Genomic DNA, 22,574 nt, shown 5'->3' with positions numbered 1-22,574 from the left:
ACACTTGTTTAGGTCGAAAGTGTTACCCGTTTACCGTATATAGCTCACAATAATGAACATGTGTGCGCTAAAAATCGTCAACTCTGTACCAAAGTAAATTGACAGCCCGTGTTTTACGCAAACAGATTTTGCAAACAACAAAAAAGGGCAACAAAGTGCCCCCTTTATGGTTTCTCTCGCGATTGGCAAAAATAGCCAAATGGCATTGCTCAGTTCATTGCTTAAATCATTAACATTCGACGATGTTAACTGCTAAGCCACCTTTAGCTGTTTCTTTATATTTACTACGCATATCTTTACCCGTATCCATCATGGTTTTAATGACTTTGTCGAGTGAAACTTTATGGTGACCATCACCGCGAAGCGCCATACGCGATGCGTTAATTGCTTTAACTGCACCCATGGCGTTTCGCTCAATACATGGAACCTGTACTAGACCGCCTACTGGGTCACAAGTTAAGCCAAGGTTATGCTCCATACCGATTTCTGCAGCGTTTTCAACGTGAACAACTGTGCCGCCCATAATTTCAGTTAGGCCTGCTGCAGCCATAGAACACGCTACGCCGACTTCACCCTGACAACCGACCTCTGCACCTGAAATTGATGCATTCTTTTTGTAAAGAATACCAATAGCTGCAGCGGTAAGCAGGTAACGCGCACAGATGTCGATATCAACTTCTTGTACAAACGTATCGTAATAGCAAAGCACTGCGGGAATGATGCCAGCAGCGCCGTTAGTTGGCGCTGTTACCACGCGATCGCCTGCGGCATTTTGCTCATTAACTGACAGTGCGAATAAATCTACCCAATCCATTGCTGTTAGGGGATCGACGCTGTTTCTGCCTTCTGCTTTTAAGCGGCGATAAAGCGCTGGGGCGCGGCGGCGAAGTTTTAATCCACCAGGCAACATGCCTTCTTTTTGATAACCACGCTCAACACACTGCTTCATAGTTTGCCAGATATGCCAAAGCCCTTGCTTTACCTCTGACTCACTCGCAATGCTTAACTCGTTAGCCATCATCAATGAAGAGATGCTGAGACCATTGTCACAGCAAATTTGCAATAGCGCCGTTGCCGTTTCAAAGTCATAAGGCACGTTAATTGGCGTTGCAGGTGATGCATCTTGTGCGGTGATTTCATCTTCATCGAGAATAAACCCGCCGCCAACAGAGTAGTAAGTACGTTGATAAATACATTCACCCTGGTTAAATGCATATAACGTCATAGCGTTAGCATGTGCAGGCAGTGACTTACGTCTATGGTAAGTGATGCCGTTTTCTTTGGTGAATTTTACTTTGTCGCCGCTAGCAAGTGTGAGCTGCTGGTCGTTTGAAACCTGGGCTAGGATGTCATCAACTTTATCGGTATCGACGGTTTCTGGGTCTTCACCCATCAGTCCTAAAATAACGGCTTTGCCTGTGCCGTGGCCTTTACCTGTTTGCCCAAGCGAGCCAAACAGTTCTGCTTGCAGTTCATCTACCTTATCAAGCAAGCCTTGGTCGGCGACATTTTGCATGAAGATTTTACCGGCTTTCATTGGCCCAACTGTATGTGAGCTTGACGGGCCGATGCCGATCTTGAACATGTCGAAAACACTGATCATAGAATAACCTTGGTCTGGGTCGTATTTTGTTTTAGTTATTACAGAGTATAATCGCTGCTAGAGAGATTAAGCCTGTTTATTTGTGGCAAAGTATCACACACTTTTTACTAAATGATTCATTAGATTTTTTTATATCTGCATTTCGCATTAGTGAGATTTATTTGTATGCAGTTATATTCCTAACATAGCTAAACTAATAGCTTTTTCTACATAGAGGTTCGCAATTGAGTTACCTAATGATGGACTTGGCGGGGTTAACCGTCAGTGAAAAAGAAGCGCAGCAGCTCGCACACCCACAGGTAGGCGGCGTAATTCTATTTAGCCGAAATTATGAGACAAAATCTCAGTTGGTTGCATTGACTGCAGAAATTAGAAAAGTGCGCAAAGACCTGATTATTGCCGTTGATCATGAGGGCGGCCGTGTGCAGAGGTTCGTCTCCGAGTTTAGTAAAATTCCGGCTATGGGCAGCTTACTAGCGCAGGCAAAAGGCGACTTAACCCAAGCATGTAAATGGGCTAAAGAGTTAGGTTTTTTAATGGCAGTGGAGTTACTAGCTTGTGATATCGACTTGAGCTTTGCGCCCGTACTGGATTTAGATGGCATTAGTGAAGTGATAGGCAAGCGAAGCTTTAGTCACGACCCTAAGCAGGTAGCTCTGCTAGCAGATGCCTGGATTGATGGCATGAATGACGCGGGCATGGCCGCTGTTGGTAAACATTTTCCGGGTCATGGCAGCGTGCAAGCCGACTCACATATTGCCATGCCAGTCGATAGCAGAAGTAAAGCCGAGATTTTTGAAAATGACATGACGCCATTTGCCAGCTTAATCGAGCAGCAAAAATTACAAGGCGTGATGCCTGCTCACGTGGTTTACGACCAAGTCGACCCAAACCCTGCGGGCTTTTCAAGTTATTGGCTTGGTGAGGTTTTAAGGCAACAGCTAAAGTTCGCCGGGGTGATTTTCTCAGATGACCTTGGCATGAAAGGAGCAAGTTTTGCTGGTGATTACCTAGGGCGGGCAAAAGCAGCACTAGATGCAGGTTGTGACATGATTTTGGTATGTAATGACCCTCAGGGTGTTGAGACATTGCTAAATGAGTTTCAATGGCCAAGCCACGCACCTAAGCATGACGTGAAGCAATTGCTTGCTAATAGCAAACAAGTTGCAAAAGCATTAGAGCAAGAGCAGCGCTGGTTGGATGCCCAGGCACTTGCCAAGCAATTTGCTCAGTAGCTGAGAAGGCGATAAGTGGGGGCCGTTGTGAGTAGTAATAAAAATTGCCGTAAGCTTATCTACTAGGCTTGAAACGACACTTGTGTGATCGTGATCAGATATCTTGTTATGCAAAGGTTAATTAATGTGCAACTGTACGCTTAAATGTAGCAATTGGTAACAAGTGGTGATACAAAGTGTCACAGGCAAAGTTCGAAATGCGACTCGAATAATGTCTATGTCATATTTTAACTGATTAGCAGTTTCAGCGACTCATTTTGAGTCGCTTTTTTTTGTCCAAATTAAACCCATTATGGACAGTAGGTAGAGTATCTGCCGTTTGTATAAAGTCCGAAACGAGTGCGTATAAACAAAAACAGCGCTTCCCTGTGTAGGTCAGCGCTGTTAGTTATCTAAACTGCTAAAACGTTATAGCTGGGGTGGTGTTTGTACCTCGTCATCTGCCGATGAGCTTAAATCAATTGGGCGCGCTGTGGTAGGTTGCTCCATTTTACGGATTTGCATAACGATACCCATTTGCGGGTGGTCAAAGTAATGCACTTCCCCACTGCGAACGCGGCGGTTTTGTTTCATCGGGATGGTTTGCAAAAACGGTACAAGTTCGACGTTTGTTTGATCACCGGCTTGTTGCTCTTGGCTATAACCGTAACTAGTTAGGCTACCAAAATCGCTAAGGCTTTGTTCAATGCGCGTTGGTTTGCGTAGTCCAAGGTCATGTTCGATGTACAAATAGTGACTAAGATAAATATTAATGGTGCCATCAAGCTCCCAAACTGGCTTAGTTTGCTCCTCAAGCGAGAACAGTTGACCAAAGCTGCCGAATTGGTTGTGCGCCGTTGATGAGTCAGTTGTTTCAGTTTGCTCAATTGAGCCAAACGAGCCGAACTCACCAAACTGAGCAGGCTGTGATGTGTTATTTACCTCAGAGACTTCAGGCTCTTCAATCTGAGATTCAGGCTGCTTTACGACGTGCTCGCCATGGTAGCTGTATTCTTCTGAGAAATCTTTACCGGCAAAAATACGAACAGGCTTTGAGCGGCGTTTTGACTGCATATCTTGCTGCCAAGTAAGATGCAGCAGTGGTTTGACTCCTGGCTCTTTTGAGACTGTGGTGATCACATCTGCAAATTGAGATTGTGATTGTGCTAGCAATAACGGTTCATCACCTAAATATGCCGTTTGCTCAGTCTCTGCTGCGATAGTGACAGGTACTACACCTGGGTGAGATTTTTGGCTTTGACTGTTAAATTGTTGCTGACAGTCAGGGTTGTCGTTGAGCCAGTCGTTTGAGTCACACCCTGCAAGCCCTAGTGCTACACCAGTAATATCAGTGGTGATCACAGGTGAGATTAAATCAATTGCTCTGCTGCTAATTGGCTTAGCAGGTGCATCTTCGTCCCACTGCTCGGTATTTGGCTGTCCTTGCCTTTCAAATACAAACACTTCAACTTCAAACCAGGTTTTAGCTTGAACTGTTAATGGTGAGCAAAGCAGACTGAGGCCAGTCATTGCTGCTAGTGACATTGCCAGTTTAGGTTGCACTATTTGTTGTCTCCATTCGGGTGTTTAGCAAACTCCTCAAGTAGGGTTTGCACCAGGTCGAGACGCTCTTTACTCGTCTCTGCGGGAATGTTGAACTTTAACTTATTTGGTCCGTCCATTCGATACATTTGTGGTTGGTTTTGCAATAAACCTATGATGAACATAGGGTCGACTTTGTTGTCGTCGCTAAACTCAACACTGCCGCCTTTGGCATGAAGCTCGATTTTACTGATACCAAGCTTGGTCGCTTGATGTTTGTATAGGGTGAGATCCATTAAGTTACGAGTGGCATCAGGTAGCATGCCAAAGCGGTCAATGAACTCAACTTTTAGCTCATCAATCATGTTCTCGTTTTCGCAGTTAGCAATGCGCTTGTATAGCGATAGACGCATGTTTACGTCACCAACATAGTCTTCTGGCAACAATGCTGGAATACGCAGGTCGATTTCAGCCTGACTGCTCATCATGTGCGCCAGTGACGGCTCTTTACCTTGTTTTAGCGCGCTAACGGCAGATTCAAGCATATCCATGTACAAGCTAAAGCCAATTTTTGAAATATGACCGCTCTGCTCATCACCTAGTAGCTCACCAGCACCACGAATTTCTAAGTCCTGGGTTGCCAACATAAAGCCGGCGCCTAAATCTTCTAATGCGCCAATGGCCTCAAGACGTTTACGGGCATCTGATGTCATGCGTTTTGGGTGTGGCGTCATCAAGTAGGCGTAAGCCTGGTGGTGTGAGCGACCAACACGGCCGCGTAATTGGTGCAACTGGGCTAAACCAAACTTGTCTGCTCGGTCCATAATAATGGTGTTGGCACTGGGTACGTCGATACCGGTTTCGATAATCGTGGTACACACCAACACGTTAAATCGTTGGTGGTAAAAGTCAGACATGACTTTTTCAAGGTCACGCTCACGCATTTGCCCATGCGCTGTGACAACTCGCGCTTCTGGTAACAGTTCACGAATATCATTGGCAGCGCGCTCAATACTCTCAACATTGTTGTGTAAGAAGTACACCTGACCACCACGCAAGATCTCCCTGGAGATGGCTTCTCGCACAGTGGCTTTGTCAAACTCGCGTACAAAGGTTTTTACTGCCAGACGTTTAGCTGGCGGGGTAGCGATAATCGACAAGTCACGCATGCCTGACATTGCCATATTTAGCGTACGTGGAATTGGCGTTGCGGTAAGGGTAAGAATATCGACGTTCGCGCGTAGTGCCTTAATTTTCTCTTTTTGACGAACCCCAAAGCGGTGCTCTTCATCGATGATCAACAGGCCAAGCTGCTCAAAGTTAGCTTGTGATTGCAGCAGTTTGTGTGTGCCAATAACAATATCGACCTTGCCTTCGCTAAGTTGCTCAACCACCTGATTTTGCTCTTTGGTGGTTCTAAAACGCGACATGACTTCAATCACCACCGGCCAATCGGCGAAGCGGTCTTTAAAGTTTTCATAGTGCTGCTGGGCTAGCAGGGTAGTTGGCACTAACACCGCCACTTGTTTGCCTGCGTTTACCGCAATAAAGGCGGCGCGCATGGCAACTTCTGTTTTACCAAAACCTACGTCACCACAAACTAGCCTGTCCATCGCGGTTGGTGCTTGCATATCATCAAGCACATTTTCAATGGCGACCTCTTGATCGACTGTTTCTTCAAATGGGAACCCCTGGCTGAACAGCGCGTATTCTTCATCATCGACTTTAAGCGCATCGCCAGGACGTGCTTGACGTCTGGCATAGACATCCAGCAATTCAGCCGCTACGTCGCGAATTTTCTCAATGGCTTTTTTCTTAGCTTTCGCCCAAGTTTCGTTGCCTAGCTTGTTAAGCTGAGTTTCTTCCTCATTACCGACACTGTAGCGGCTTATAAGGTGCAGCGACGATACAGGTACGTAAAGTTTGTCGCCGCCTGCGTATTCTAGCTGCAAGTACTCAGCTATCAGACCGCCTGTATCTAATGTTTGTAAGCCCTTGTATAAAGCGACACCATGCTCTAAGTGCACAATAGGTTGGCCCACCTTTAGCTCGGCTAAGTTTTTAACCAGAGCGTCAGCGCTAACTTGTTTTTGCTTTTCACGGCGGCGCTGCTGTGAAATACGTTGGCCAAAAAGCTCGGTTTCACAGATCAGGCTAACATCGCCTTTTGCTGTACCTTGCAGCACGCAGCCTCTGGCTAGCGGCGCAACAATTAAGCCGACTGCCTCCTTTGATGCCAGATAGTCATCAAGGTGGTTAAATAGCACCGGCTTGATATCAATTTTGGCAAATAGCTCGAATAAGGCTTCACGGCGGCCTTCAGATTCAGCACAAAACAGTAAATTTTGCTGTTGCTCGCTATATTCGGCTAGCGCAATAAGTGGCTGCTTAAGCTTGTGATTAGCGTTAATGTCAGGCAATGCTTGAGTTTGCGCAATTTGGGTATGCTTAGGCAGCTGCGCATCTTGTTGTTTGCTACGCTGTGTATCACTGCTCTGCGTATTGCGCTCGTCAGTTTGTGTTGTGCGCAAAGCGAGCAGCTGACTACGCTGATATTGTTTAAATGCGCCAAATAACTCATCGGTTGGTAAATACAGCTCGTGTGGAGCAAGTAATGGGCGCAGTGGGTCAACGCGGCGATCTTCAAAACGCTCGTTAATTTCCGCAAGGTAATGTTGGCACGAAGCCTCAATGTCACCCACAGTGATAAGCGCGGTTTGCTCTGGCAAGTAATCGAATAGGCTAGCGGTGTCATCAAAAAACAGCGGCAAGTAGTTCTCAATACCTGCAGGCATGAGATTACGGCTAACTTGTTGGTACACTGATTCAGGCTCTTTTGATATCACTTCAAAGCGGCGGCGATAGCGCTGCCTGAAACCTTCAATGGCATCTTTGTCGGTCGCGAACTCTTTTGCTGGCAGCATTCTAATTTGCTCAAGCGCCATGCCTGAGCGCTGAGTTTCAACATCGAAGAAGCGAATCGATTCGATTTCATCATCAAATAATTCAATACGCAGTGGCTGTTTTGAGCCTGTAGGGAAGATATCGACTATCGAGCCTCTAATGGCAAACTCGCCATGCTCATAAACCTGCTCAACCAAATGATAGCCTGTATCAACTAAATGCTGACGCACGCTTTGCAGTGCATAGATATCGCCTTTTTTTAGCAGCATCACATTTGAGGTTAAAAACGCTAGTGGTGGTAAGCGCACCATGAGGGTATTAACTGGCACTATCACTACTAGCTGCTGCCCTTGGCTAATTTGCGCCAAGGTTTCTAGCCGCTGGGAAATCAAATCCTGATGCGGCGAGAAGCTATCATAGGGCAGGGTTTCTCTGTCCGGGAACAAGCACACTTGCACAGACTTATTCGCTAGTAAGTAGCCAAGCTCGGCTTCGAGTGTGATGGCAGTTGGCGTGTCTTGGGTCACGAGTAAGGTAGTGCCAGTATTTTGCTCGATAAGTTTGGCTAAGGTGATAGCCTGGGCGCTGCCGCCTAGAGTGGCGAGGGTTTGTAATTGCTGACCTTTATTGACACTTGGTGGTGTCAGTACATTAAATTGCTTCATTGATGCTGCAGTATTAATTTAGATTTGAATAAGCGTATCGACTGGCTATGACTTTAACTTTGGCTGATGACTCTAACCAACCTAAGTTGATGACTCTAACCTAAGTTGATGATTGTTGCTGCTTTCGGCGTTTAAGCATTTTTTGTTGCACATTCAAGCTGGCTTTAACCAGTTGCTCGACGTCATCTTCAAGAATTTGGCTGAAATCGAGTTGGCAATGCCATTGTCCTTCAAGCTCTTTACAGGCTTTTACCTCACAAAAACACAGCAAGGCGACAAGTTCTGAGCGAATAAATAATTGGGTTTGGTAATGCTCACCAACGTTAAGAGGCTCGCTGCTTAAAATGCTAATGCCGCTGCCGCCAAACTGAATACCACTTACAGGCTCACCTTGTTGTTGCTCGTTTTCAAGAATGTATTGCAACACGAGATCAATTTTGCGAGATTGAAGCTTGAGGTAATCCACTACCGCTTTAGCATCGTTGTCGATTTGCCTAAGCTGTAATAGGCAATTTGCCTCTAAGCCTTTCACTTCAGTTAATAATTGCAGACCAACAGATTGTAAGTCGCGCAGTTGCTCTTCGCTAGGAAGTGGTTGGCTGTTGTCCCATAAAGTGAGGTAAGCGCTGAATTGATGAGGCACGCTAAAGTAAGAATTGCTGTCAGGTAACAAGGTTTGCCTCTTTATTTATCACACTAATAGCCCTATTATCGTGCCCAACTTAATGATTTAGCAAGTCATAGACTTAGCGTGCTCGTATTAATTCTTGCTATCTTACCTTATTGCACGCCAAGAAAGTTTAGGATTAACAATAAAATATGAATTTGGGCTTTTCGTTTTATATTGGATTTCGTTATTGGCGAGCGCGAAAAGCCAATGCTTTCGCGTCCTTTATCACCTTTTTTGCCGTATCAGGCATTTTCCTTGGTGTTGCCGCTTTGATTATTGTCAGCTCAGTAATGAATGGGTTAGAGGCGCAGCTTAAAGACCGCATTCTGGGAGCTGTGCCGCAATTGACCCTAGTGAGCGAGCAAGGTTTTGCTGATTGGCAAGACACTACGCAGCGCGTACTCAAGCAACATCATGACATTAAAGGCATGGTGCCAAGTGCAACTACCCAAGCTATGGTGCAGTCAGTCAATAATATTCACGCTGTGCAAGTGTTAGGCATTTACCCAGAGCATGAGCAGGGATTGTCACAGGTGATGAGTCACAGCTTTGACGGCGCGTTTGCCGCGTTAACACCTGGTAGCTACCAAATTGTGCTTGGCAGGCAGCTTGCTATGACCTTAGGTGTATCAGTAGGTGAGAGAATTCGCGTGTTGAGTGGCGATGGAGTAGTGTACTCGCCGCTTGGGCCAGTGCCGAGTCAGCGCAAGTTTACCGTTGCGGGTATTTTCGAGATGGGCTCTCAAGTTGATGCCAATCTTGCTTATGTACACTATCAAGATCTGCGCCGCTTAATGCGTAAAAATCCTAATCAGGTTAACGAACTCAGAGCATACCTTAGCGATCCGTTTGATGCGCCTGTACTAGCACAGCAAATCACGGCTCAGTTTCAAACGCACGCTAACCTTGAACAAAATGCTGGCAAGGAGCAAGGTGCTGATAGCATCACAGTGGTTGATTGGCGCCAGCAGTTTGGGCATTTGTTTTCCGCAGTAAAAATGGAAAAAAACATGATGTCATTGATGCTAAGTCTCATTATTGCAGTCGCAGCCTTTAATATTGTGTCAGCGTTAGTGATGATGGTGGTCGATAAAACCACTGATGTTGCAGTATTAAAAACGCAAGGGTTGACCACGCAATCGGTAATGGCAGTTTTTATTGTGCAAGGTGGATTAAATGCGGTACTTGGGCTGCTAAGTGGCACTCTTGCAGGTATCGTTATCACCTTAAATATCAATAGTATTTTGAACGCTATTGGCATCTCCGTATTAGGCGCGGGGCAGACTCTGCCAGCCTCAATATCAGTGACCCAAATAGGTGTGATTGTTGTTGGAACCTTATTTGTCACCCTAGCCGCCACCTTATACCCAGCTTACACCGCAGCTAAAGTTCAACCTGCAACAGCTTTGAGATACGAATAAATGACTAATCAAACTCCAGCCTCCTCGCAAGCACCAAAGCTGTTACATGTCAGCGCGGTAAGTAAACAGTACCAAGAGGGCGAGATTGCTACTCAAGTGCTCAGTGACGTTGAGTTGAGTGTCGCGCCCGGTGAGCAGCTCGCTATTGTGGGTAGCTCAGGTTCGGGTAAGTCGACGCTATTGCACCTAATGGGCACATTAGATACCCCAAGCGCGGGTAAAATATTGCTCGATGGTGAGGACATTCACAGTGTTTCGGCTAAGCGTCAGGCGCAGATCCGTAACCAAGACCTTGGTTTTATTTATCAATTTCACCATTTGCTGCCAGAGTTTAGTGCCCTTGAAAATGTGGCAATGCCGGCATTTATTCAAGGTGCTAACAAGGCTGGAACACTTAAGCGTGCAACTGAATTACTTGAGCGGGTGGGCTTATCGCATCGCCTTGAACACACGCCAGCACAACTTTCAGGTGGTGAGCGTCAACGTGTCGCGATTGCTAGAGCGCTAATTAATAGACCAAAGTTAGTCCTTGCCGATGAGCCGACCGGTAACCTTGATGCCAGTCGCGGCGATGAAGTGTATGCGTTGATCCGTGAGTTGTCGCAGCAATTTGGCACAGCATTCGTGGTAGTAACCCATGATTATAAACTCGCTGCCAAGATGGATCGTCAGCTGACGATGAAAGATGGCAAGCTCCACTCTCAAGAGGTTGATAGCCAAGAGACTGGTACACAAGGTGTTTCACACCAGCAGGAAGCTGCCCAATGAGTTTAAAATTGCCTCTTACAATTGGTTGGCGTTTCTATCGCCAACGTCAGGCGAATGGGTTTATCAACTTTATTTCGTTTGCATCGACTTCTGGTATTGCACTTGGCGTTGCCGTGTTGATTATTGTGTTGTCGGTAATGAACGGCTTTGAGCGTGAGCTACAACAAAGGCTGCTTGGCGTTACCCCTCATGGCGAGCTGGTTGGGGTGAACTCACCATTGCAAGATTGGCAGTCTAAGGCACAGTCAGCTGATCTAATTCCCGAGATTAAAGGTGTTGCGCCGTTTGTGCGCTTGCAAGGTTTAGTGCAAAAGCCCGGCGGATTTCAAGGCATTCAAGTTACGGGTATCGATTTAGCTTATGAGCCAAAAGTGTCCACCATTGCAGAGTATATGGATGAGTCAACTTGGCAAACGTTAGCTGAAGATGCTAACAACATTGTCCTCGGTCAGGCGCTGATGCAGCAGTTAGGGCTTAACATTGGTGATGCTGTGGCTATGTACACGCCGCAGAAAAACGCCACAAGACTCACTCAAGCGAAAAGTCATCGATTTGTGGTGACCGGGAGTTACAAATTAAGTGGTGAGGTCGAGCAAACTCAGGCCTATGTACCGATGGTGTATCTTGCAAGGTTGCTTGGTCATGAAGGGCTGGCATCTGGGATCCGCATTAAAGTTGATAATGTACTGCAGGCACAAAGCGTTATTCGTGAGCTTGGCTATGCTCAAAGCGAATATGTGTATATGAATGACTGGACGAGAACTCAAGGCCACTTATATTCAGATATTCAGCTAGTAAGAGTTGTGATGTATCTGGTACTGGCGCTAGTGATTGCTGTAGCTTGCTTTAATATCGTCTCGACACTCGTGATGGCGGTGCGCGATAAAGCCTCAGAAGTTGCAATTTTGATGACCATGGGACTGCAACGTTTTAGCATCATGGCGATATTTATGTTGCAAGGCGCGCTTAACGGATTATCTGGCTGTGCTATCGGCGGCGTTGTTGGCGTGGTTATCGCGCAAAATTTAAGTGCGATAGCTAAAGCAATTGAGAGCGCTTTTGGTATTCAGCTGCTGGCTGGTGGCATTTACTTTATTGATTTTGTACCAACTCAACTTGAGCTAAGAGATGTAGCCTTTGTGATATTCATGGGACTGGTGATGAGCCTGATTGCCACGGTTTATCCGGCCTGGAAAGCATCAAAAATAGCGCCTGCAGCCGCGTTGGCAGGGCGATAAGGATATTTTAGGGAAACTACCGAGTTAGTTTAGCGTGTAGAGTGTTCGCTAGCCATCAATTACATCCACAAAAAAGGTCGCCAAATGTATTTAATGATACTGGGCGACCTTTTTTGTATTCTATATCAAGCTTTAAAGCTGGTTACTTACTTTACTATTACTTTCTATTTGTATTTGCCGCGCTTATTCCACTTAAATAACACGTTGTACTTCCAAAGGTTAGACATCACAAAGTAACCCACAATGGCGCTGACAACGGCTAGTACGCCGCAGCCGACAAGAAAGGGTAAACCTATGGTTGAAAGTGAAGACTCAACCCACGCCCAGCTTGCCTCAAAATGAAATTCTTGCTCTGGTCTACCCATAATTTTTGCGCCCAATAAATAGGCTGCATAGAACATAAACGGCATGGTGACCGGGTTGGTTAACCAGACCAACGCGACAGACACTGGTAAATTAACGTTAAAGAAGATGGCTAATGCGGCGGCGAGGATCATTTGAAACGGAATAGGGACCCAGGCGGCAAACAGGCCAATCGCAAATGCGCCAGGGGCTGACTTACGGTTGAGTGCCCAAAGATTAGGTTTGTGGAGTAAATTGCCGAACACCTTTAGATACTTATGATTTTTAAGTTCTTCCGGGTTAGGCATGTATTTTTCGATAAATTTTTTTGGCATCTTCGGCGATTACTGTCTTTACTCAATCGTTATGAATCGATTTATTATCGGTTATTGCACGTGTTGTTTTTCAGCGCTGCTGTGGCCGCAGATCTTACCATTGCAATGGATTGTGCTCTGGCTGCTAATTGGGGGAATGTGCTTTAAAAAAGCCCCTTTTATCAGCGGGATCATGATGTCGTTGTCTTGGTTATCCATTGTATTTCATGGTTTTTATTCACATCAGACAACAGCAAAACCAACACAACAAATATTCAGGGCAGAGATAGTATCACTAGTTAACCAAAACCGCGACTGGATTAGTGTTGATGTTAAAAACCTTGAACAAACTAGCGCTAGCAAATTACAGGGTTATTACCGCTTAAACTGGAACAGTGCTCCTGACGTGAAACCTGGTCAGGTATGGCAATTTAGCGCGCGGATGAAAAGTATTAGTGCTATCGCCAATCAAGGTGGCTTTAATCAGCAAAAATACTTCATCAGTAGACATATTATAGGCCGAGGCAGCGTCAGGCGTGCTGAGTTAATCCAAGATAACCCTGCGTTAGTGCATCAATTTAAATCAGACTTGGTTGTAGTACTGTCAAAGCTTGCCAATGGCGATGTGTTGCAAGCGCTGCTTTTAGGTCAAAAGACGGCCTTGTCTGACGAGCGGTGGCGTCATTTAAGGCAAACGGGGAGTGGTCATCTTATTGCCATTTCCGGGCTGCATTTATCTGTGGTTTTTGGGCTGTTCTGGGTAATCTTTTCCAAACTCTGTAAGCCGTTAGCCCAGCACAACTACTTTGCTTACCGAGCCGTTACGTTATTACTGCCGCTTGTTATGGCGTTTATCTATGGCTACTTAGCTGGTTTTCCGGTTGCAACAACGAGGGCAATTATCATGCTGATTATGGTGGTAGTGCTAAGTGTGTTTAATCAGCATGCCAGTGTATGGGATCGTTTGCTTTATGCCTTGTTCGCCGTGTTGGTCATTGATCCTTTTGCTATATTAAGTAGTGGCTTTTACTTATCGTTTTGCGCATTGGCAATTATTTTGTTGGTAGGTACAGGTCGCGGTGCTGAAATGAGATCAACGCTTGAAAGTGATAAACAACTAGATCAAGCATCTGTTACTAATCCCACCAACCTTGCTGCTAGCGAAAATGCACATGTTATTTGGCGCAAGGTCAAACACTATGGGATGGCATTGTGGGCGATTCAATGGCGCTTAGCTTTGGTATTAGCGGCAGTGCAAGCTTTGTTATTTTCGACTGTGTCGGTTCATAGCATGTGGCTGAACATGTTGTTTGTGCCTTGGTTTAGCTTGCTGGTTATTCCAGTTGCGATTCTAACCTTATGTGTTTGGGCGATGTTCTGGTTTATCAATTTACTTGGGATACGTATATTTGGTCATGATTTAGTCAGTTGGCATGAGTCGGCAGAGTTATTTGAAATTGCTGACGCACTGTTGATGCCATTTAGCGCATTGCTTCACTATTCCGATTACTTACCTTATGCGCTGCTGACGGTATCTGAGCGACAAGCAGGCTTGCTCGTGTTAATTCTGGTGATTGCGGTAAGTGGCTATTTGATCAAACAGCTGCTTTTATCGCAACTTGCTATTCCTTGGATAAGCCTAGCTAGGCAGCAATTATTCACCGCAGTCAGACGTTTATATTCGCGTAAAACGCTTGGGGTTGCTGCAGTGCTAGTTGGCTCGGCGGGTATGCTATTAGCTTTTATTTTGACGAATACGCTCCCCATTCTGGTCGCTGCAGAACCAGCAATAAAATCGAACCTGAGCGACAAGCTTGAAAGCGGTGAATATAAGCTAAGTCCATCGGTAAATTCCAAGCTTCATCCCTCTGAATTTATCGCTGAATCTAAACCTTTTTCTGACTGGCAATTACATGCTTTAGATGTCGGGCAAGGGAGCGCCCTGGTGTTTGAGATAGGCGGTCAAGCGATTATCTATGATACAGGCGCAAAATACGGTGACAGCTTTACCTATGCGGACAGAGTGATAGTGCCGTTTTTAAATGCCCGTGGTTTGGGTCATGTCAGCCATATTTTCATTAGCCATAATGATAATGATCACGCGGGTGGTCTAGCTCGGCTAGCTAAGTTGTATCCGCAAGCGAAGATAATCGCTGATGATGAATCTATAAAGGCAGATTTCGGCAAGCGAGTATCGCCCTGTAGCGGCTTTAATTGGCAGTTTGCTCAGCTAACGTTTAGCGCATTACAGACCCCTTTGATGGCTGCGGGAGAGAATGACTCTGACAATAATCGCTCTTGTGTATTATTGCTTGATGATGGCTCGAGTAAACTGCTGTTAACCGGCGATATCGAAACAGAGCGCGAACGGGGGTTGTTAGCCAATCAGCAAATTCAAAATGTCGATATCATGTTTGTGCCTCACCACGGCAGTCGCACCTCATCGACGAGTGAGTTTATCAATCATACCCACCCTAAGCTTGCGGTTGTTAATGCAGGCTTTGCCAATCAGTACGGATTTCCCAAAGAGGACGTCATGCAAAGGTATCAATCTATCGGTGCGAAGACGTTCGTCACTGGAGAGCTTGGTCAAATAAGCTTCAATTTTAATCAGGGCGGTTATCAAGTGAGCAGTTATCGCCAGCAAATGTCACCTTTTTGGTATAACCGTTTGTTTAAATTTGGTGAGAAAGTTAAAGCAGAGTAGAATGCGTCTCTATGTTTGTCATGAAAGTAATCAAATAAATGTCATCAGAAGCAAATAATGAAATGTGGGTTGTATTCAAACGTTTAATGACGTATGTGATCCCCATGAAATCCATGTTCATCTTTGCGGTGCTTGGCTTGCTTACCTATGGTTTGGTCGATGCGGCGTTCATTGCCTTTGTAAAACCTTTTATTGACGAAGGTTTTGGCCAGTCAGCATCCAATGTTGCAGGTGTTGACCTTCCTACTCATACTGGCTTTAGCGCCAACAACGATATCATGATGATGGCACCCTTTGTGGTGATAGTGATGTTCACTATTCGCGGCTTTGCTAACTTTGTCTCTACTTACTGTGTGTCATATATCAGTGCCAAACTGATTATGGATATGCGTCAAGAAGTATTTGAGCACTACCTGCGTTTACCTGTGAGCTATATTGATCGTGAGAACAGCGGTAACTTGATCTCGCGCGTTACCTTTGACACTGAGCAAATTGCCCGAGCATCAGGCAGCGCTTTGATTTCGATTGTTCGCGATACCATCACAGTAGTTGGTATGCTGGCGATCATGTTCTATTACTCGTGGAAATTATCCCTGTGTATTTTGGTTATCGGCCCAATCATGGGTGTAGTGATCAGTGTGGTGAGTAAGCGTTTTCGTAAGGTGTCTAAGCAAATTCAGTCTGCGATGGGCGGGGTAACAGCTACCACAGAGCAGATGATTAAAGGTCATAAAAATGTGTTGGCCTTTGGCGGTCAAGAAACCGAAATGAAGCGTTTCTTTGACGTGAACGATCGTAACCGTTATCAAAATATGAAGCTTGCCGTTGCCCAATCCATCAGTCAGCCACTAATCATGGTCATTGGCTCGTTTGCGCTAGCGTTTGTACTTTATGCCGCAAGTTGGGACAGCATGGCGCAAGAACTCACCGCCGGTACATTTGCGGCAATTTTGGGTGCGATGCTAGCCATGCTGCAGCCAATTAAGAACTTAACACGAGTAAACGCAGAGTTTCAGCGCGGTATTGCAGCATGTACCACGGTATTTGAGCTGTTGGATACGCAGCCAGAAGAAGATAAAGGCAGTTTTCATGTTGAGCGCGTTGAGGGTAAATTGACCTTTAACCAGGTGACCTTTAGTTATCCTGAGCAAGAAACTGCGGCGCTTAAGGGCATAGATTTTAATGTTGAGCCAGGCAAAACCGTGGCACTGGTTGGTCGTTCAGGCTCGGGTAAATCAACCATTGCGAGCTTGATTACCCGCTTTTACGGCGGTCTATCAGAGGGCGATATTTGCATTGATGGCACCAGTATCTATGACTACCAACTCAAGTCTTTACGTAATCAAGTGGCGTTAGTGTCGCAGCAGGTGACGCTATTTAATGACACTATCGCGAATAACATCGCCTATGCCTATCCGGGAGAGGTGACTCGCGAGCAAATTATTGAGGCGGCAACGCTGGCCCACGCGATGGAGTTTATTGACGAGCTGCCCGATGGCTTAGATACCGAGGTGGGTGAAAACGGTGTGTTGTTATCAGGCGGTCAACGTCAGCGTATCGCCATTGCTCGCGCCATGTTACGCAACGCACCTATCTTGATTTTGGATGAAGCAACATCTGCACTTGATACTGAATCTGAAAAGGCCATTCAGCAAGGTTTAGATAACCTCAGACAGAACCGTACGTCTATCGTTATTGCTCACCGTTTATCAACCATTGAAAGCGCTGACGAAATCTTAGTGGTTGAGCAAGGTGAGATTATGGAGCGCGGCACCCATAGCGAGCTGCTCGAGAGAAATGGCATGTACGCGAATCTTTACCAAATGCAGTTTGGTGAGTAATGCAAAACTGGGTTAATAAAATCTGGTATCAAGGGCATTGGGCAAAATGGTTGCTAGTGCCTTTGTCTCTGATATTTTGGTTTGTCTCGAGTATCAGACGCAGTTTGTTTCGCTTAGGGTTAAAACAACAAACTCGTTTGCGTGTGCCAGTGATTGTTGTGGGCAATATTACCGCTGGTGGCAGTGGCAAAACCCCAACTGTTATTCATTTAATTGAATTATTGCGCGCTAATGGCTACAAGCCGGGCGTTGTGAGCCGTGGCTACGGCGGCAGTGCCTCTGAGGCTATGTTGGTTGAGCCTAGTAGCGAGCCTAGTCTAGTTGGTGATGAGCCGGCGCTGATTGCGATGCGCACGAAAGCGCCGATGGCGGTAGGTTCAAAGCGTGCTCAAGCAGCAAAGCTGTTGCTAGCAAATCATGATGTTGATGTGATTATTAGCGATGATGGCATGCAACATTATGCTCTCGCCCGTGATATTGAAATTGCGCTAGTTGATGGTGACAGACGCTATGGCAATGAGTGGTTAATTCCAGCAGGTCCGCTACGTGAAGGTACCAGTCGCCTAGAAAGTGTTGATTTTATTATTAACAATGGCGGGCCGGCGCAAGATGGTGAAGCCCTGATGACACTCGCACCTCTTAAGCCTGCAGCAGTTGTCTCCTTGGCCGCAAATATGCCTATAAATACGCAAGCTGAATGTTTTGATAAACAGCAACCGATTTACGCGATTGCAGGAATAGGCAACCCACAAAGATTTTTTGATAGTTTAGGCAATCAGGGTTTTAATGTTACTCGCACTCAAGCATTTGATGATCATCAAGCGTACAGTGCTGAACAGTTGCAGCGTTTTAGTCAGGATGCAGCGCTGCTGATGACAGAGAAAGATGCGGTTAAATGTCGCGCTTTTGCTCAGCAACACTGGTGGTATTTACCGGTTAATGCCAAACTAACAGCAGAGTTTGATCAAGCATTACTGAGCCGCTTACAGCAAGCGGTTGATAAAATAAAGGAAGCATAATGGCGTTTGATAGAAAATTACTTGAAATTGTCGCGTGTCCAGTAAGTAAAGCAAAGCTGGAGTATGATAAAGAGAATGATCGACTAATCTGCAAAGAAAGCAAATTAGCCTATCCAATTACTGAAGGTATTCCTGTGCTATTGGAAAACCGTGCTACGCCGCTAGAAGCCTAATTTGCCCATATAGGTAGATTGTTTAATATGCGAATGCTTAACAAAAAGCCACCTTCATCGAAGGTGGATTTTTATTATAAGGGGTTTAAAAAGGCTCTGGCTAAGCTTTCGGCTCTGACTATCACAGCTTGCTTGTTTACACCTCAAGCTGTTGCTAGCAAGGTGCTGAATAATCCTGATGCATCGCATTATGCTTTTGCCAATTACTTGGGGAGTGGCTTGTATCGCACTTCCGGTCAAAATGCTGCAGTTGCGAACGTACCACTAAAATTTACCTTAGATGAAGCAGACGACCATCTAGTTAAACTGCGTCTACCCATCTCATTGGGCTTTTTTGATTATTCATTTGATGATCTCCCCGGTGGGCAGCTACCTGAAAGAGTCGGCACCATGACGGTGACGCCGGGGCTAGAATATCATTGGCTGTTCAATGATAAGCTCACGTTTGAGTCATATTTAGACTTAGGTTATGGCCATAATTTTACTAACTCAAGCAATGTCGGTATCGTATCGCTCGGCACTGCAGCGGTTTATCAAATTGATATGCCTGAATACACGCCTATATGGACCAACAGACTATTTTGGGCAAGTTATCGTAGCAGTATCAATGATAACTCTGACAGGTTTGCCGTATACCAAGCTGGGTTAGATTTTGGCTTAGGCTATAACTGGCGTGCATTCAATCGCAACATGGAGCCAAGGCTATTTGTTAGCGGCCGTTGGTTTTTTGATGATCTCACCTTTGCCAATCCTGAAGGGGATGATGTTGTTAGCAATTACACCTACGAGCTCGGTGCCACAATCAAATTTGATAAACCCATAGGCTGGGATGTGTTTGGTTGGGACGGCCTTAAGCTAGACCGTTTAGGCGTGAGTTATCAAAATGGTGGCGGCATTATCGTCTGGCGTTTGATCTTTTCGTTACCAATCTAACATTTCACCACCATTAGCTGTTATTTAGCGATTTCCCCAGATATGAGCGTTAACGCTGTCGCTACTTTCAGTTTTATCAGTCTTAGCTGCTGGCGCGCTAGCTTTTTGAGTGTGGCTTGACGGTTTTTCAGTATCAGTTTTACTCACAAAATAATGGTCAGGCAGCTGGTGGTTGTTCATTTTAAGCCACAGCATTTCAACCTTATCTCTTGCCCACTGGGTTTTGCGCAAAAACTTGAGGCTCGACTTCACGCTTGGGTCGCTTTTAAAACAGTTAATGTTTATCTGCTCCGCCATTTGCTCCCAGCCATAATGCGCGACGAGATCTGTTACTACTTGCTCGAGTTTCACACCGTGCAATGGATTGTTTTTTTGCGTCATCGTTGTTCAGCCAATTTAATGTGGAAATATGCTTAGCGACTTATTATACGTGACGCCTGAGCTGCATGAAATAAGCTCTAGGCACAAAGCTCAGTAACCTAGGTCTTTGGTGTGGAACTGGCAAGGGCAATTATGCTTGAATGACAGGGATATCTAGGAGCGACAAAAAAGGGAAAGATGCTTAGGCAATCTTTCCCTTTTTAAGTTAGGGCTCACTGAGTGAGCGCTCGGCTAATTAAGCTGTTTTAGCGTCTGCTTCAGCCTCTTCACCCGGAAGTTCGTCTTCACCTTTACCTTTTGAGATCTTGAATACAACGCCAGTTACAACGATAGCGAAGATAAAGCCAGCAACCGTTGATACATCGATTGGTAATCCGAAACCTAGTTTATCGTTGCTTAAGATAAAGCTCGCACATACAGTGGTCATAAACATCGCTGGTACGGTAGTAATCCAATGGAATTTATTGTGACGAAGTAAGTAAGCTGACGCAGTCCACAGCATCATTACTGCTGTTGATTGGTTAGCAAAACCGAAATAGCGCCAGATAACCCCAAAGTCAACTTGAGTTAAGATACCACCAATAACAAACAGAGGGATGGCCATCATTAAGCGATTACGTAAGGTCTTTTGCTCCATGTTGAAGTACTCAGCAAGGATAAGGCGGCTTGAGCGGAAAGCTGTATCACCAGAAGTGATAGGTAGAATCACCACACCTAGGAAAGCTAAGATACCGCCAAATACGCCTAGTAGGCCGAATGAAGCTGAGTACACTACGTTACCTGGGCCACCGTCAGATACCGCAGCTTGTAACGATTCAACTGACCCAAAGAATGATAGTGCAAGCGCACACCAGATTAGCGCGATAACACCTTCACCAATCATTGCGCCGTAGAATACAAAGCGGCCGTTTTCTTCATTTTCCATGCAGCGAGCCATTAGAGGTGACTGTGTTGCGTGGAAGCCAGAAATTGCACCACAAGCAATGGTAATAAATAGCGCTGGCCATAGCGGTAGGTCATTTGGGTTCATGTTAGTGAACATGTCGCTCACCTGGAAGCCACCCATGATTTGATGCTCGCTTGAGAAACCAATTGCGGTGATAAGGCCAACTGACATAAAGATAAGTAGCGCGCCAAACAGTGGGTAGAAGCGACCGATAATCTTATCTACAGGAACGATTGTCGCAATGATGTAGTAAGAGAAAATTGCCACAACCATAGCAATAACAGGAATGTTGAAGCTGGTTTGATCGTTAACTAGCTTGGTTAACATGCCTGCAGGAGCAGAAACGAATACCACACCAACAAGCAGCAGCAGTACGATAGCAAACACGTTCATAAAGTGCTTGGCGCCATTACCTAGGTAACGGCCGGTAATGGTTGGTACTGATGCCCCGCCGTTACGAACCGATAGCATACCTGAGAAATAATCGTGAACAGCACCCGCAAATACACAACCAATCACGATCCATAGCATTGCCGCTGGGCCGTATAGTGCGCCCATAATTGGACCAAAGATTGGGCCGACACCAGCAATGTTAAGTAGCTGAACCAAGTAAACTTTTTTGTTTGACATAGGGACATAGTCAACGCCATCCTGCTTTGAATATGCAGGTGTTTGACGTTTGGCATTAATGCCGAAAACTCTTTCGACAAACTGTCCGTAAATGAAGTAGCCACCAATTAGAAAGGCGACACATGTTAGAAACCAAATCATATCCATACACTCTTAATAGCAATTTTGTTCAAGGCTACTTTAAGCAATTGCTGTTATTTAGTGGCGCTAGATTGATTAACAGGCAAGATTGCTTGTTTAAGCGGTGCTATAAAGCGCTAAGCGGTTGCAGGTAGAATTGAGCGGTATTAAATAGAGAGCTAAGTGGTTATAAATCGATTTAAGCGGCGCGATAACGAGCTAAGCGGTTATTGATAGCTCTGAGCGGTTACTTGCCAAGGTTTAGCGGTTCGCTCGCTGACAATCATAAATTGCCGCTGAGCGTTGTATTGCTAATTAAAGTAAACAATCGCTCATAGTTTGGCTTTCGCCTGTCAGTGAGCATGTACCTGTGACCAATAAAAATAGGTTGCTGGTTAGTTTTATATATAAAACATTCAAGGTTTTTCTCTATTGAAAGCCAAGAGTTTGCTTTAGCGCTTTTAGGTAACGACGTGACACAGGCACTTTAGCGCCGCTTTTAGTGGTGATTTCCGCGCCTGTGTCTAAAAGCTCAATTTCTGTAATGGCGCTAGGTGCGACCAAATACTGTTTATGGCAGCGAATAAGCGGGGTTTTTTCTTCTAAAACCTTGAGTGTTAGTTGCGTGTGGCAAGGCATGAAAGGCGTAAAAACCTTGATGCCGCCAACATAACTCATTACGTATTCAACATCTTGAGTTTGGGTCACTATCAAACGGTTACCGCAAAAGCACGGCAGCTGTTCAAGCTCAGTTGGGCTGATAGTGGATAAGTCTTGAGGAGTTAACTCTGTGCGCAATTTCTCAAGTGTTTTACGAAAACGGGTGTCATCAATAGGTTTTAACAGGTAATCAAAGGCATTGTTTTCAAAAGCTTTAACCGCATATTCGTCGTAAGCTGTGATAAACACTACTCGAGGTAAGAAGTCTGGGTTTAGCATGGCGATAAGCTCCATGCCGTTAATTCGCGGCATTTGAATATCAACAAAAATCAACTCAGGCTTATGTTGGTTTATCTGTGCTAGCGCATCAATGGCATTGCCGCATTGAGCAATTACCTCAAAGTCGTCATGCTCATCAAGCAAATCGATAATTTCCTGCCTAGCAAATGGCTCGTCGTCGATGATAATACAGCGGATCATGGA

General features: G+C 45.4%; 17 protein-coding genes. 9 read left to right on the top strand and 8 right to left on the bottom strand.

Annotated elements, in window-relative coordinates:
* Positions 1 to 229 precede the first annotated feature (229 nt).
* Positions 230 to 1,603: an L-serine ammonia-lyase gene (locus G3R49_RS17950; protein WP_167870585.1), complete on the bottom strand. Its 1,374-nt coding sequence runs from the start codon at positions 1,601 to 1,603 to the stop codon at positions 230 to 232.
* A gap of 224 nt (positions 1,604 to 1,827) precedes the next feature.
* Here G3R49_RS17950 and nagZ point away from each other — a divergent pair, with 224 nt between their 5' ends.
* Positions 1,828 to 2,838, top strand: a complete 1,011-nt coding sequence (nagZ, locus tag G3R49_RS17945) for a beta-N-acetylhexosaminidase (protein ID WP_167870584.1) — start codon at positions 1,828 to 1,830, stop codon at positions 2,836 to 2,838.
* 408 nt (positions 2,839 to 3,246) lie between these two features.
* Here nagZ and G3R49_RS17940 read toward each other — a convergent pair whose 3' ends face one another.
* The 3 genes from G3R49_RS17940 to G3R49_RS17930 form a co-directional block, all read right to left on the bottom strand.
* Positions 3,247 to 4,380 carry a peptidoglycan binding protein CsiV gene (locus tag G3R49_RS17940; RefSeq protein WP_167870583.1) on the bottom strand — a complete coding sequence of 378 codons (1,134 nt, stop codon included), beginning with the start codon at positions 4,378 to 4,380 and terminating at the stop codon, positions 3,247 to 3,249.
* On the bottom strand, positions 4,380 to 7,928 hold the full coding sequence (mfd, locus tag G3R49_RS17935) for a transcription-repair coupling factor (RefSeq protein ID WP_167870582.1): 3,549 nt from the start codon (positions 7,926 to 7,928) through the stop codon (positions 4,380 to 4,382). Before mfd ends, G3R49_RS17940 begins: the two co-directional genes overlap by 1 nt.
* A 100-nt stretch (positions 7,929 to 8,028) precedes the next feature.
* On the bottom strand, positions 8,029 to 8,601 hold the full coding sequence (locus G3R49_RS17930) for a hypothetical protein (RefSeq protein ID WP_167870581.1): 573 nt from the start codon (positions 8,599 to 8,601) through the stop codon (positions 8,029 to 8,031).
* 146 nt (positions 8,602 to 8,747) lie between these two features.
* Between G3R49_RS17930 and G3R49_RS17925 the strand changes: the two genes are divergently transcribed.
* Genes G3R49_RS17925 through lolE form a run of 3 tightly spaced genes read left to right on the top strand, consistent with a single transcriptional unit; the run spans position 8,748 to position 12,025 of the window.
* Entirely contained in the window at positions 8,748 to 10,019 is a 1,272-nt protein-coding gene (locus G3R49_RS17925; protein WP_167870580.1) for a lipoprotein-releasing ABC transporter permease subunit, read from the top strand.
* Positions 10,020 to 10,787, top strand: a complete 768-nt coding sequence (lolD, locus tag G3R49_RS17920) for a lipoprotein-releasing ABC transporter ATP-binding protein LolD (RefSeq protein ID WP_167870579.1) — start codon at positions 10,020 to 10,022, stop codon at positions 10,785 to 10,787.
* The gene (gene lolE, locus G3R49_RS17915) at positions 10,784 to 12,025 is read left to right on the top strand and encodes a lipoprotein-releasing ABC transporter permease subunit LolE (protein ID WP_167870578.1); all 1,242 of its coding nucleotides are present in this window, start codon (positions 10,784 to 10,786) and stop codon (positions 12,023 to 12,025) included. The genes lolD and lolE overlap by 4 nt, the downstream gene beginning before the upstream one ends.
* Positions 12,026 to 12,189: 164 nt before the next feature.
* Here lolE and G3R49_RS17910 read toward each other — a convergent pair whose 3' ends face one another.
* Positions 12,190 to 12,702 (bottom strand): DUF2062 domain-containing protein, encoded by a 513-nt coding sequence (locus G3R49_RS17910; RefSeq protein WP_167870577.1) that lies wholly within the window; start codon positions 12,700 to 12,702, stop codon positions 12,190 to 12,192.
* Between G3R49_RS17910 and G3R49_RS17905 the strand changes: the two genes are divergently transcribed.
* From G3R49_RS17905 to G3R49_RS17885, 5 genes are all read left to right on the top strand, one after another.
* Complete coding sequence (locus G3R49_RS17905) at positions 12,674 to 15,388, top strand: ComEC/Rec2 family competence protein (RefSeq protein ID WP_348633942.1); 2,715 nt, start codon at positions 12,674 to 12,676, stop codon at positions 15,386 to 15,388. The genes G3R49_RS17910 and G3R49_RS17905 overlap by 29 nt on opposite strands.
* Positions 15,389 to 15,426: 38 nt before the next feature.
* Entirely contained in the window at positions 15,427 to 17,229 is a 1,803-nt protein-coding gene (gene msbA, locus G3R49_RS17900) for a lipid A export permease/ATP-binding protein MsbA (protein WP_167870575.1), read from the top strand.
* The gene (lpxK, locus tag G3R49_RS17895; RefSeq protein ID WP_167870574.1) at positions 17,229 to 18,248 is read left to right on the top strand and encodes a tetraacyldisaccharide 4'-kinase; all 1,020 of its coding nucleotides are present in this window, start codon (positions 17,229 to 17,231) and stop codon (positions 18,246 to 18,248) included. The genes msbA and lpxK overlap by 1 nt, the downstream gene beginning before the upstream one ends.
* Positions 18,248 to 18,421, top strand: a complete 174-nt coding sequence (locus G3R49_RS17890) for a Trm112 family protein (RefSeq protein ID WP_130602449.1) — start codon at positions 18,248 to 18,250, stop codon at positions 18,419 to 18,421. Before lpxK ends, G3R49_RS17890 begins: the two co-directional genes overlap by 1 nt.
* Before the next feature lie 162 nt (positions 18,422 to 18,583).
* Positions 18,584 to 19,354, top strand: a complete 771-nt coding sequence (locus tag G3R49_RS17885; RefSeq protein WP_167870573.1) for a hypothetical protein — start codon at positions 18,584 to 18,586, stop codon at positions 19,352 to 19,354.
* A 24-nt stretch (positions 19,355 to 19,378) separates the two neighbouring features.
* On the opposite strand, the gene G3R49_RS17880 is transcribed toward G3R49_RS17885, so the two are convergent.
* From G3R49_RS17880 to btsR, 3 genes are all read right to left on the bottom strand, one after another.
* The gene (locus tag G3R49_RS17880; protein WP_167870572.1) at positions 19,379 to 19,735 is read right to left on the bottom strand and encodes a VF530 family DNA-binding protein; all 357 of its coding nucleotides are present in this window, start codon (positions 19,733 to 19,735) and stop codon (positions 19,379 to 19,381) included.
* A gap of 235 nt (positions 19,736 to 19,970) precedes the next feature.
* Positions 19,971 to 21,452: a carbon starvation protein A gene (locus G3R49_RS17875; RefSeq protein WP_167870571.1), complete on the bottom strand. Its 1,482-nt coding sequence runs from the start codon at positions 21,450 to 21,452 to the stop codon at positions 19,971 to 19,973.
* 408 nt (positions 21,453 to 21,860) lie between these two features.
* Positions 21,861 to 22,571, bottom strand: a complete 711-nt coding sequence (gene btsR, locus G3R49_RS17870; RefSeq protein ID WP_167870570.1) for a two-component system response regulator BtsR — start codon at positions 22,569 to 22,571, stop codon at positions 21,861 to 21,863.
* Between the last annotated feature and the right edge of the window lie 3 nt (positions 22,572 to 22,574).

The organism is Shewanella sp. WXL01 (genome assembly GCF_012263345.1).
Lineage (GTDB): Bacteria > Pseudomonadota > Gammaproteobacteria > Enterobacterales > Shewanellaceae > Shewanella > Shewanella maritima.
Note: the sequence above shows the minus strand (reverse complement) of the source record. Positions and strands in the feature narration are given on the sequence as shown.